Origin of the sequence: Acinetobacter sp. Root1280, from assembly GCF_001425285.1 — a bacterium.
GTDB lineage: Bacteria > Pseudomonadota > Gammaproteobacteria > Pseudomonadales > Moraxellaceae > Acinetobacter > Acinetobacter guillouiae.
In genome coordinates this window covers 67,929-79,966 of the sequence record NZ_LMED01000001.1, presented here as the reverse complement: position 1 = coordinate 79,966, position 12,038 = coordinate 67,929, and the positions used below count along the sequence as shown (strand labels likewise).

The 12,038-nt window shown below is 36.7% G+C and carries 12 protein-coding genes; 3 read left to right on the top strand and 9 right to left on the bottom strand.

The genetic code is table 11. The annotated features are described in order from the left end of the window. Nucleotides 1-30: 30 nt before the first annotated feature. A complete protein-coding gene (locus tag ASC84_RS00360) occupies nt 31-717 on the bottom strand; it encodes a hydrolase (protein ID WP_004821006.1) in 687 nt (228 codons plus the stop codon). 167 nt (nt 718-884) lie between these two features. Between ASC84_RS00360 and ASC84_RS00355 the strand changes: the two genes are divergently transcribed. After that, nucleotides 885-1,769 carry a LysR family transcriptional regulator gene (locus ASC84_RS00355; protein ID WP_004721080.1) on the top strand — a complete coding sequence of 295 codons (885 nt, stop codon included), beginning with the start codon at nt 885-887 and terminating at the stop codon, nt 1,767-1,769. Between the two features lie 111 nt (nt 1,770-1,880). On the opposite strand, the gene ASC84_RS00350 is transcribed toward ASC84_RS00355, so the two are convergent. Beyond that, complete coding sequence (locus tag ASC84_RS00350) at nt 1,881-2,735, bottom strand: hypothetical protein (RefSeq protein WP_056510576.1); 855 nt, start codon at nt 2,733-2,735, stop codon at nt 1,881-1,883. A gap of 155 nt (nt 2,736-2,890) precedes the next feature. Here ASC84_RS00350 and ASC84_RS00345 point away from each other — a divergent pair, with 155 nt between their 5' ends. Both ASC84_RS00345 and ASC84_RS22850 read left to right on the top strand, forming a co-directional pair. Further along, nucleotides 2,891-4,294, top strand: a complete 1,404-nt coding sequence (locus tag ASC84_RS00345) for a PLP-dependent aminotransferase family protein (RefSeq protein WP_056510567.1) — start codon at nt 2,891-2,893, stop codon at nt 4,292-4,294. Between the two features lie 129 nt (nt 4,295-4,423). Next, nucleotides 4,424-4,582 carry a hypothetical protein gene (locus ASC84_RS22850; RefSeq protein WP_004721086.1) on the top strand — a complete coding sequence of 53 codons (159 nt, stop codon included), beginning with the start codon at nt 4,424-4,426 and terminating at the stop codon, nt 4,580-4,582. A 42-nt stretch (nt 4,583-4,624) separates the two neighbouring features. On the opposite strand, the gene ASC84_RS00340 is transcribed toward ASC84_RS22850, so the two are convergent. The 7 genes from ASC84_RS00340 to ASC84_RS22815 form a co-directional block, all read right to left on the bottom strand. Next, the gene (locus ASC84_RS00340) at nt 4,625-5,404 is read right to left on the bottom strand and encodes a Rossmann-like and DUF2520 domain-containing protein (RefSeq protein WP_056510565.1); all 780 of its coding nucleotides are present in this window, start codon (nt 5,402-5,404) and stop codon (nt 4,625-4,627) included. A gap of 88 nt (nt 5,405-5,492) precedes the next feature. Then, on the bottom strand, nt 5,493-6,527 hold the full coding sequence (locus ASC84_RS00335) for a hypothetical protein (RefSeq protein WP_056510564.1): 1,035 nt from the start codon (nt 6,525-6,527) through the stop codon (nt 5,493-5,495). A 144-nt stretch (nt 6,528-6,671) separates the two neighbouring features. Continuing rightward, nucleotides 6,672-8,222 (bottom strand): OmpA family protein, encoded by a 1,551-nt coding sequence (locus ASC84_RS00330; protein ID WP_056510563.1) that lies wholly within the window; start codon nt 8,220-8,222, stop codon nt 6,672-6,674. 193 nt (nt 8,223-8,415) lie between these two features. Further along, nucleotides 8,416-9,651, bottom strand: a complete 1,236-nt coding sequence (locus ASC84_RS00325; protein WP_056510562.1) for a dihydroorotase — start codon at nt 9,649-9,651, stop codon at nt 8,416-8,418. Between the two features lie 16 nt (nt 9,652-9,667). Beyond that, entirely contained in the window at nt 9,668-10,684 is a 1,017-nt protein-coding gene (locus ASC84_RS00320) for an aspartate carbamoyltransferase catalytic subunit (protein WP_056510559.1), read from the bottom strand. A gap of 94 nt (nt 10,685-10,778) precedes the next feature. After that, on the bottom strand, nt 10,779-11,372 hold the full coding sequence (locus tag ASC84_RS00315; protein WP_081409298.1) for a hypothetical protein: 594 nt from the start codon (nt 11,370-11,372) through the stop codon (nt 10,779-10,781). A 111-nt stretch (nt 11,373-11,483) separates the two neighbouring features. Beyond that, nucleotides 11,484-11,843 carry a hypothetical protein gene (locus tag ASC84_RS22815; RefSeq protein WP_034612908.1) on the bottom strand — a complete coding sequence of 120 codons (360 nt, stop codon included), beginning with the start codon at nt 11,841-11,843 and terminating at the stop codon, nt 11,484-11,486. Nucleotides 11,844-12,038 lie beyond the last annotated feature (195 nt).

Sequence of the window (12,038 nt, the reverse complement as noted above, 5' to 3'; positions counted from 1 at the left end):
CATGTAGATGAATATTTATATCCATAAGGTTTATTTTGCTGACACAGGTGCAATAACTTCATGCTGCGTTGTGGTTCTTTCTGGCGCTTTATGTACCATGGTATATGCATAATCTACGCCCATACCGTATGCACCCGAATGTTCACGCACAATGTCCATCACTGCATCATAAGTTTCACGATGTGCCCAATCACGTTGCCACTCAAGTAAAACTTGTTGCCAGGTTACAGGAACCACACCTGCTTGAATCATCCGTTGCATCGCATAATCATGTGCTTCTTTTGAAGTTCCACCTGAAGCATCGGCAACCATATAAATTTCATAATCACCTTCCAGCATTGCACCAAAAGCGAATGTAATATTGCAAACTTCAGTCCATAAACCAGATACGATAATTTTTTTACGATGATTGGCTGCCAATGCATCACGAACCTTTTGATCATCCCATGAGTTCATAGAGGTTCTTTCGAGCAAAGGTGCTTCAGGGAACACATTTAATAATTCTGGAAAAGTGTGTCCCGAAAAACTTTCTGTTTCTACTGTTGTAATGGTGGTTGGAATATTAAAAACCTGAGCGGCTTTAGCCAATCCCACCACATTATTTTTTAAAGTTTGACGATCAATTGACTGTACGCCAAAAGCCATTTGTGGTTGTTGATCAATAAAGATGATTTGACAGTTTTGAGGTGTAAGTTGTTCTAAAAATGCTTTATTCATTTTGATTCGCAACACATTTATAAAGGAATTTATATAAAAGCAAAAATACACGTAAACCACTAGACACTATTTTAAATACAAACTGTATCCTAAAAAGATACAATGATTGATCAGCGTAGGATGATGCGTTACTTTAATCATTCAAGTGAAGAGTACTTTAAAATTAAATGGATAAATTAGACTGTATCAATACTTTTATTAGTGTCGTTGAATATGGAAATTTCAGCAGTGCATCACGTCACTTAAACATTACTAGAGATCAAGTTGCGAAAAGAATTTGCCATTTGGAAACTATTTTTAATACGGTCCTGTTCATCCGCAATACCCGCAAAATGGATTTAACTCATTCAGGTGAAAAATTTTATCAACACTCTAAAGTCATTATGAGTGAGTTTGAATGGGCAACCAGTGACTTTACCCACGACCAGAAATATCCCGAGGGTAAACTCAGAATCAATGCACCTCATTCATTTAGACATGCGCATCTTACCGAGATCATTTCTAAATTTATGACACAGTATCCCAACATCAAAATAGACTTGTTACTTTCAGATAAGTTTTTAAATATCAGTGAAGATCAATATGATATTGTTCTCAGAATCAGTCAGGATATTGATCAGCGTAATGCTCACCTGTTTAGTACCTATCATCGACATTTTTATGCAACTACAGCTTATTTTGCAAAATATGGCGTACCCAATACAATTGATGAGTTAAAACAGCACAGTTTATTGTTGTATTCACAAACCGATTCAAGTACTAAAATTGTGCTGAATAAGAATAAAAAAGAAGAAACTATTTACTGTACGCCGAAATTGACATGCAATAGTGGCGATTTCCTTTTAGATTTTTGTAAACAAGATCAAGGCATTATATTTTTACCCGATTTTTTAGCAAAAAAAGATCAAGATGCTGGAAAAATTGTTCGCTGTTTAGAAGACTATCATTCAAAGCAACTTTATTTTTATGCAATCACACCATCTCAACAAAAGATTCCAAAAAAAGTGAAGCTCTTTTTAGATCATCTCAAAAAACACTTATCTGATCGCTAAAATATAAAGCTTTAGACTAGACTTTAACCTAATAACTAAGTATTCACTGCTCATGTCGTATCTTTATAGATAGCAATTTAACAAAGTGTTGTTTATGCAATTATTCAGCATCTAAGCTTGCAAGCTTGACACAGATTTGAATTTTGGACTAAACACATTGTTCTGTAATCGTGTTTGCATATATTCAGCATAAACCGATAGTTTTTCATAAATATGTTCAGAATAAAACATATCTTCGACTAGGTTTTGCGCTTGAGCTAAATCATAAAGACCTGATAAATTTAAAATTTTAGCATTCATTTCTGAAAATTTACGACATAAAGCCACATGAAAATCATCTTTATATTTAAACAAAAGCTTCTGCATGTTTAATTTATGATCATGATGATCTAATTGCAGATTTAGACCATCTTGATCATTTTCGGGATTTACCAAGAAAATTCGAACCTTAAAAAAACATTCTATTTCAAACAAATAATCTGGATTGATCGGTTGATCTGTAATTAAAAAGATACGATAAATTTCTGCCTGAGTCAGTGCTTTGAACAACTGAAAATAAACAAATTCCTGTGCATCCCATGTTTGATCTTGTAGGTCTAAAAATAGATTTAAACTTTCTAGAACGACATCATCCTTGGTCAAGTTCATGGTTTTTTCCACCTGATAGTAAGGTTTTAAAATATCTTGAACTTGTGCAGTCAGAAGCGTTGAGTAAAGCACTGTTTGATTTAAATTCGCCAAAATAAACGGTGAAAACAAATAAGCCAAACTCAAATGATTTGAAGTAATTGCAGATTGAATAATCACTGTACTTTTCTTTTTTGAAAATTCACGTAAGACTTTGGCACGCAACAATGTTGCTTCTAAGTTTACAAATCTTTGATTGAGTTGCTCTATCACATTTTCAGAGCAACCATGCTCACATAAAACTTGTGTGAGCACATTCAACTGAGTCGTCACAAACATATCCCTGCCTCATTCTATACTGCATCGCGTGCGACTATTTTGGAAAGAAATCAAAAAGAAATATAGCCACAAAATTTTAGAAAAAATATATAACAGATAGAGCTGTACTGATTGCTTCTGTTATAGTTATTTTAAATACCCACTTGCATTGACCTATGTATAAATCTGAACAACTGGCCCATAGCCTAAAATTATTGATTGAAAATGGGACGTGGAAAGCACATGAAAAGTTACCCTCACTACGTCAACAGGTTGAACAATCAGGTTTAAGCCTGATTACGGTGATGAATGCTTATCAAGAGCTCGAAGCGCAAGGCCTGATTTATTCAAAAGAAAAGTCTGGGTATTTTGTTGTAGAACAAAGCTCAGGTCACCCCACTACATTACATGTTATTAATGAAACAGTTGAAATTAACTCCGTTGTTTTTAAATATTTAAAATCAACACAATCTGAACACATTATCCCTTTAGGTTCTGCCTTTCCCAATAGCCAGTTGCTCTACTCCGCTAAACTGATACAAACGCTCGGACAACTTGCTCGACAACGGCGTAGCTATGAACAAACACCCAGCCTCCCACCCGGAAATTATCAACTGAGAAAAATTATTGCTCAAAAGTATGCTATGCAAGGCATCCCCACTGATCCATCTGATATTGTGATTACGTCTGGAGGTTTAGATGCATTAAATCTTTCATTGCAAGCACTTACACAAGCTGGGGACTATATTTTATTACAACAAACGATTTTTTATGGGGCATGGCAAGCGGCTGAACGACTTGGATTAAAAGTAATTACTATTCCAGAGCACCCTGAACATGGCATTGATTTAGACGCATTCGAACAGGCAATTTTAAAATATCCAATTAAAGTGTGTTTGATGATGTTAAATGGTCAGAATCCAATTGGCTTTACTGTGAGTGACGAAATTAAATTAAAATTGGCGAAGTTACTCAACCAATATCAAATTTATTTGATTGAAGATGATGTCTATGAAGAACTTTACTATGACCAGAAAAAACCCCTCTCTATGAAGTATTTTGATCAACAAAATTGGGTATTACATTGTTCTTCTTTTTCAAAAACATTAGGTGCAGGTTTTCGTATCGGTTGGGTCTATGCAGGTAAATTCTCTGAACATATTCAACACACTCAACTTATGAGCACCCTTTCAGTCAACTCATTTATCCAAAATGCCTTGGTTGAATACCTCTCTCATCGTCATTATGAAAAACATTTAAAAACTTTACGATCCACCTTACAACGTTATAAAAAACAATATTTTAATTATTTAAAAACCCATTTACCTGAGCAATGCCATGTCAATTATTATCCTTCCGGGTACTTTCTATGGATTGAATTGCCTGAACAAGTCGATAGTAATGATATCTATCAGCACATGTTAGAACACGGTGTTAGTGTCGCGCCGAGCAGCTTATTTAATATTAGCAATCAACAAAATCACTTTATTCGGATGAATTGTTCATTTGAAATGAATGAAAAGATTCAAAATGCATTAAACCAATTGATTTATATTATTGGTAAATCAGTCGCAACATAAGCTGAATTTTTATAACAGATTCATCATTGCTTACTTATCTGTTATAGTTTTTTTCTAATTTTTTGTATCTACAGTGTGAATACGTTTCTATCCATAATGAATCTATATTAAGCAGAAAGAGATTTTGCGATGAATGATGACAAAAGCCCTAAAAAACCACAATATGCTGATAGCTCGATTTCAGACAAAGCCTTTAAACGCATGATCATCTGGTTTTTTATCTACTGTAGCCTGTTTTGTATTGGTGTTATTGTCACAATCGGTGCAGATCACGCTGCTTTAAACTAGATCTCAATTGATTTAAAAAGATACGATTGATAAAACACTCACTTAATCAAGTGAGTGTTTTTTCTGTATCTGTTTGCTTAAAAGTGTATAGGCATCTTTAAGATCTTCCCGCCCCATATCCTGTAACATACGCTGATGCATATTTAAAATATTCACATCTCCACGCCTTGCAGGACCCGTCTGCATTGTTTCAGGATCATTTTGAGTGGCTTTTTTTGCTGTTTCCAAAATTAATGGATACAGTAAATTAAAATTGACCTGCTGGGTATCGACCACTTGTTTAGCCATGTCATAACAATAATTTGTAAAATTACAGGCAAATACCCCTGCCAGATGTAAGCTCAGCCGCTGCGCTGAATTATATGGATAAACCTGATTACTTAGACTATTTGCTAGCGTCGTTAAAGTAGACAAATCCTCTTGCAAAGCCGTTTCAATAAACAACGGGGTATTCTGCCAATCCACTTCACGTTCAAAGCTAAAAGTTTGTAAGGGATAAAAAACCCCAGATTTTACATGGTGTTCAGTCAATATATTGAGATTGGTACTGCCAGAAGTATGAACAATCAAAACATCCGAAAGTTGTGAATGAATCGTTTGGATGACTTGAGCAATGGCTTGGTCACTCACCGCAATAATTAATAAATCAATTTCAGGGTCTATACAATCCACAGCATCAATTGCCTGAGCATTCACCTGCTGGGCTAAGCGTTGTGCATTGTTTAAATCACGACTATAAATCTGAACAATATAATGTTGTTTTGACAGTGCTTTTGCAAAATGTGTAGCAACACGACCTGAACCAACAATACTAATACGCATATCAACATCTAAAACTTTAAATATACTTACAGCATGCCAATAAAAAAGGGATGAATCAATTCATCCCTCTCAGATTATGATGATTACATCAATTTAATGCATTGTTTAAATAAATAATTCGCTCAGCGGTACGTTTATTAAAACACTTGGTATATTGCATCTCTTTATTTTGTTGAGACATCGCATCATCCCAATATTGACGTTGTTGCTGATAGGTTTCAATTTCACTGTCTGGAATATCACCAAAACTTTTCTGTGAAATGACTTTACAATCAACATCACGTTTTTCAAACCATTCTGTTTGATCTTGCTTAAATTGTGCTTTTTGTTCATCACTCAAACTATCCCAAGTCTGGTTTAAACGATCAACTTGTTTGAGCTTTTCTTCATCTAGCTCTTTTTTGCGGATATCCATGGCTTTTTGTGCAAGCGCTGTTTGCTCTGCATTTTCAATTTGGTTGACCTGCTCGCGTTCACGCATATCTTTATTTTCTTTCATATAAGCTGCGTATTGCACCGCTTTTACCGTAACAAAAGTTACCCCTTGAATAACTGCATCCTGATTAAGCACATCAAGGGTTAAACCATCTTTGTCTGTTTTCACAACATTATAGTTAAACTTGCCTTTTAGCTGATCATTGGCCAATACCAATTTAGATTCACCAGCTTCGATATACTCACGTATACTGCGATACCCATCACCTTCACATCCCTCCTCACAATCTTGCCCAAATTCTGCATATGAATTTTCAGCACGCTGTTGTAAGCCTTTCGGGAATTGAACCACTAACTGACTTTCACATTCCAGTTGATTAGTTTTAGACGAGTCTTCAGTGATCGTACGAACATTCTTCACTTCAAACTTTAAAGCATTGTTAATTTTCTGAAGTAGTGCTTGGTCAGCTTCATAACCAGAATTTTTAATATTGTCTACGACTTCACGCAAATACTCATCTTTCAAATATTTTTGAATTTGATTGATATTATCTTGATTGGTACAACTCCACTCTGCTAGTTCAGAATTACCTTCATCTTTTTTCTTTTTGAAGTAATCACAGCCTGACAGCATTAAGGTACTCGAAATCGCAGCAATCATAAATAATGGGTTTAATGATTTATTCATTGTTTATCCGATCATATTTTTATGTGGGTCATTTAACCAAATAATTGAAGAATTTTCGAGTAAAAAATAAAAAGCTTCTGGATATTCAGAAGCTTTTTATACAATTTATGCCTGTTTTAGCACCGAACATACCGCTCAAAAAGATTATGGCGTCGTTGCACCAAGTACTTCAAACTCAATACGGCGGTTTTTAAATTGCCCTTCTTTGGTTGAATTATCTGCAATTGGATTGTCTTGACCATGTCCTTCAGCAGTTAACTGCGAAGTATGTACGCCCTTTTCAACCAAATATGCAACAACCGATTTTGCACGTTTTTCAGATAATTTTTTGTTTGAATCCGCATTCCCAACATTATCGGTATAACCTTTAACCACAAGTTTTGCATCTGGTAGTTGTTTTAACAAATTCGCTGCCTTATCCAAAATCGCTTTATTGGCTTCTGGAATATCTGAAGAACCTGTCGCAAAATTAATCACCTGTAAATTCAATGCAGCGGCAATATCATTTACATTGGCTTTATCTGCCTGAATGCTTGAAAGTGCTTGGTCTGCTTGTGAATTACTTGTATCTACATTTGCAGCACTACTGGTTGGAGCTGCATTTGCATCGGCTGTTTGCTGTGCAGAAATGTGTAGATTAGGAACAACAGCTTTTAACTCGTCTGCCAATTTTTGTGCTTGCGCTAAATCTGCTGTTTGAATGGTAAGTTGATCACCGATCCAAGCCAGTGAAATATTTGGAATGCCTTTAATTTTAGCCAACACCTGATCTACAGCATTTTGATCTGGCAAATCAACAGCATAAGCACCACTGGCTGTAAGTTGACAATGATCGGTTTGGCCAAACACTGAGGCAATACTGGTTTTTAAACTATCCAGTAAAGATTGACTGCTCGATTGTGCCTGACAACTTGCTAATTTACCTTCAGCATCTGTAGAAATTTGCAGTTCAGCGGCTTGCAAATCAGCAACAGCTTGTGAAGCTCCACTGCTTACTGGATCTCCCCCTACAGGCGGCTTGCTACTGCATTGTTTAAATAACAATGCGGCCAATCCTGCAATCACCAACAGAGCGATAATTGGTAATAACCAATTGGATTTTTTAGGTTCATCTTGGATCGAATTTGTTGTGATTGTAGACGTATCAAGGGGTACTGGTGTTGGAGATACACTTTGTACAGGTATCGGTGCCACAGGTTCTACAGGGGGTATAACAGCCTCAGCCACGGGTGCAGCTTGCGTGGTGGCTGCGAAACCAAGACCGCCTACACTTAAGCCCAATGTGGCAAATAATCCTGTTGCCCAAGCTGGCAAAGCATCCTGAATATTGTTCCATTGCGCTTTAATAAAATCAAAAATTTCATGCTTACCATCTGAACCTGCTTGATCTGCAAGCAATGATAAAGTCGGAGCAATGGAATGGTTTAATGTGGTTTCAATTTCTTGGGTCGGTGCATTGCCCGCAACCAGTCCTAAAAAATGCGCGACCGTTTCTGGTTGATGACTGAAAATATCGCCTAAGCGAGGATTTAGATTTTGTTGAAGTGTATTAATAAGTTCTGGTTTTGATTTTAAAACAGAGAGGAGAATGGGATAAAAGGCACTTAAAGCACCGATTTTTTCATCTTGAAACTGAAGATCACCCTGTAAAACTTTTGTGGTCACCCGTTCTTTTAGAAGCTCAATAATATTCATAATTTTGGACACTCCGATTTCATTGTTGTATTTGTCACATTAAAAATCATTTTATTGATCATTTTTTATTCTAGTGATTAAATTCTAATAGTTATAATAGCTTTTTGTAGCACAGCGTGTTCAATATCTATTTGAAAAGCCAGCTTATGCTGGCTTTTTGTTTCAATTTTTGCGCTTATGTAAATTTTACAGCTTAGGCAGTAAACGTTTGCAGTACTTTACCGACCATTTTTTGATTGATTAATGGCGTATTTTTTCCATGAGATAAAATACTGTCATTGCTAACAATCCATTCTAGATCTGGATCAACCAATGCCCAACCCGATTCTTTGACCCAACGATCCGTCATATTGGCCACTTTTGCAGGAGCAAGCGTAACTTTTTCAACCCATTCTAAAGGTTCAAACAAACCTTCACGAACCAATTGCACCCCAAAAGAGACATAGGTATCAAATGCGCTAATACCTGGTAAAGTCTCGGCAAAAGGCGCTAATTTCGCAGAACCACTCAAAGGTTCATGATGAGTACAAATCGCATCAATCACACCGTCTTTGACGCCTTGGCGCAGTAATTCTTTGTCTTTTTCAGCACGCAATGGTGGGCGCACATGTGCCAAAGAATTAAAACCATCAATCAAGTGTTCTGTTAAATGCAATTGATGCATTGCAACATCTGCCGTCACAGGCAAACCTTTGTTTTTTGCAATTTTAATCAACTCTACAGATGCACCACTTGAAAGCAAACCAAAGTGCGCTTTGACGCTTGTCGCTTCAATCATCAATAGGTATTTCGCAATAGCAATTGTTTCAGCCAGTGCTGGAATCATCGGTAAACCTTGGCGTGAGGCAATAAATCCCTCATGCACACAACCATCTTTAGCGATCTGGTGTTCTTCTGGATAAAACACCACGGTCATGTCTAAACCAGCCGCATATTCCAAGGTACGCAGAACTACATCATCGTCTTTAAAAGTAGCATAGGCGTTTGAAACGGCAGTACAACCACCCTTTTTTAAACCTGCCATATTTGCGGGTTGTTTACCATTTAAACCTTGGGTTTGCGCACCAATCACTTGTAAATGAATACCACCATCTAACATGGCTTTTTCTACAAGTCCATGAATCAAAGCACCATTGTCTTGCACGATCGGCTTTGAATCAGGTGGGGTAAATACATGCAAAATACCATTTTCACGTGCCGCTTTACCTTCTGACTTCAAGGTACCATGCTGTTGCTGACCTGGTTCACGTAATCGTGCACACAAATCCACCATGGTCGGTATCAACCATTTTCCTTGTCCGTCAATTGTATCTACGACATTGGCAGATGATTCGACTATTTTTCCATGTTCAACATAAACCGTTTGTACAGTGTCAATTTTTTTAATTGGGTCTAAGACACGTACATTTTCAATTTTTACACTACTCATGACTTTATCCTTAACCTTAAACTGTAATTGCTTCTAACAAACCTTTCTCTTGCAACTGACCTTGCATTGCCAAAGCCAAAACAGCCATTCGCACTGCAATACCATTGGTCACTTGATGCAAAATTACCGACTGCGCACCATCAGCAATACTAGAATCAATCTCTACACCGCGGTTCATAGGTCCCGGATGCATAACAATACAATCAGGTTTAGCCATGGCAAGCCGATCTTTATTTAAACCATACATTTTGTAAAATTCAGCTTGTGACGACAAAGCTGGTGAATCAATACGTTCATTTTGAATACGTAGAGTAATGATCACATCACAGTCTTTAATGCCTTCATCCATTTTATTGAACAAGCGAACGCCTTCACCATATTCATCAAAACCACACGGAAGCAAAGTATTTGGTGCAATTACACGGATATCTTTACAACCTAAAGTCTGTAACGCTGCGATATCTGAACGTGCCACACGCGAATGCTTAATATCACCAATAATCGCCAGACTAATGTCTTCAAAATTCTTTTTCGTTTCACGGCGAATGGTTAACATATCTAACATTGCTTGAGTTGGATGAGCATGACGCCCATCTCCAGCATTGATGATTGCAACATGCGGACAAACTGTTTCAGCAATAAAATGCGCTGCGCCTGATGAAGAGTGGCGCACAACAAAAATATCTGCTGCCATCGCTTCGAGGTTCCATAGCGTATCGCGCAATGTTTCCCCTTTTGAAGTACTTGATCGTGCAATATCAATATTCAATACATTTGCAGATAAGCGTTTTGCAGCCGCTTCAAAAGTAGTTCGTGTACGTGTCGAATTTTCAAAGAATAAGTTCATCACTGTACGACCTTCTAAAAGTGGTGTCGTTATCAGTTGATTTTGATCATTTATAAAGGAATGGGCTGTATCTAGAATTTTGGTGAGGGTTGCTTTAGAAAGACCTTCGATGGTCAGGAAATGCTTTAAGTTTCCATCATTATTGAGTTGAATCTGACTCGGTGTATGCAATGCCGCCAAGTGCATGAGAGATTCCTTAGAGGTTAAGTTAACGTATTATACAGATTTTCTTTTTCTTTGGCAGTTGAAGTTTTGGACAAATAGTCATAAAAGTCAGCGATCAAATTTTAAATTTGATCTGCTTTAAATCTGCCAGTTTGAGCGTTAAGTTCATCAATTTTTCTCGAAGTTGCTGAATCATATTGAGGTAGTCAATATCTGATTGATCTTTTAACAGCTCAATATAAGCATCTATTCTCAGCAAGGCTTGATTACGCCATTTAAGTAATTCTGCTATGGGATGGTACTTTTGTGAATCAAAATCATGCAATAGATATTCCGATATTTGTATATTGGTTAATGTCACATCATATTCTTTTACACGTTTTAAGCACTTTAAGGTATCTTCTAAACGAAAGCGGATCTCGTGTTCACAAAGAAATTTTAAATGTGGAAAATCCTTTTGAGCAGCAAAATATTGTGCCAATGGCAGAGTAAAATCCTCATAAGGATACCAACGCCCATGTGCACAGGAGATTAATTCTTTATATTTTTTCTGTTCAACCCACAGTTTAAACACAACAGCCTTTGCTTGATGATAATGACTTAATCGCAGCTCAGTTTGTTGTGCCGACTCATCAGCCGTACCCACGTAAATCATTTGGTTGTTTTTTAAATATTTGCTAATTTCTACATTGAATTTCGTATAACTCAATTGATTTTCTCACAGCTTATCCTCAGCTTAAAAATACTATAAATGAGTTTTAATTTTAATCACACTGTATCAATTAAGCTCTAACGCTATAGCTAGAGCTTATTGCCCGACTTATCTCAATGCACCAATATAGTGATGTGAAACTTGTGCTCGATAAATTTCTTCTTCTGTTGCACCAGAAACATATGCGTCCTCGCTTTGTTCAACTTGCGTTGTCGTTACTGTATTCACAGAGGAAGCTGGTTGTTCCTGTTCTAATAAATGCTGTAAGCGCAAGGCATGACGATTTAATTCTGGATCTTGAGTCGCCAATGACATATCAATCACATACTGTGCATAGCTTTTATTATCCACTAAATACATCACATCAATCACACGCCCTGTCACACGTCTTAATCGCGTTAAGATTAATGCCCCGATGGAAAACGCATCTGCATGTGCAATAAATCTGCTGTTGTTAAGATCTTGCATAGAAATCCCCGTATTTATTAATTCATTAAAATTCAATTAAATTTCTGAGCCAATACGATGGATAATCAAGCAAATTATGTACCAAAACCACACTATAAAATGAATTAATAATGTATACACATTATTCTCTATTTAAACGCTTACCGACTAGAACCCGCCCCACACATTGAGGACCTTCAAATAGATCTAGAAATT

Coding starts and splice junctions, on each gene's coding strand:
- ASC84_RS00360 (WP_004821006.1), bottom strand. CDS start 717: ATGAATAAAGCATTTTTAGAACAACTTACACCTCAAAACTGTCAAATC.
- ASC84_RS00355 (WP_004721080.1), top strand. CDS start 885: ATGGATAAATTAGACTGTATCAATACTTTTATTAGTGTCGTTGAATAT.
- ASC84_RS00350 (WP_056510576.1), bottom strand. CDS start 2,735: ATGTTTGTGACGACTCAGTTGAATGTGCTCACACAAGTTTTATGTGAG.
- ASC84_RS00345 (WP_056510567.1), top strand. CDS start 2,891: ATGTATAAATCTGAACAACTGGCCCATAGCCTAAAATTATTGATTGAA.
- ASC84_RS22850 (WP_004721086.1), top strand. CDS start 4,424: ATGAATGATGACAAAAGCCCTAAAAAACCACAATATGCTGATAGCTCG.
- ASC84_RS00340 (WP_056510565.1), bottom strand. CDS start 5,404: ATGCGTATTAGTATTGTTGGTTCAGGTCGTGTTGCTACACATTTTGCA.
- ASC84_RS00335 (WP_056510564.1), bottom strand. CDS start 6,527: ATGAATAAATCATTAAACCCATTATTTATGATTGCTGCGATTTCGAGT.
- ASC84_RS00330 (WP_056510563.1), bottom strand. CDS start 8,222: ATGAATATTATTGAGCTTCTAAAAGAACGGGTGACCACAAAAGTTTTA.
- ASC84_RS00325 (WP_056510562.1), bottom strand. CDS start 9,651: ATGAGTAGTGTAAAAATTGAAAATGTACGTGTCTTAGACCCAATTAAA.
- ASC84_RS00320 (WP_056510559.1), bottom strand. CDS start 10,684: ATGCACTTGGCGGCATTGCATACACCGAGTCAGATTCAACTCAATAAT.
- ASC84_RS22815 (WP_034612908.1), bottom strand. CDS start 11,843: ATGCAAGATCTTAACAACAGCAGATTTATTGCACATGCAGATGCGTTT.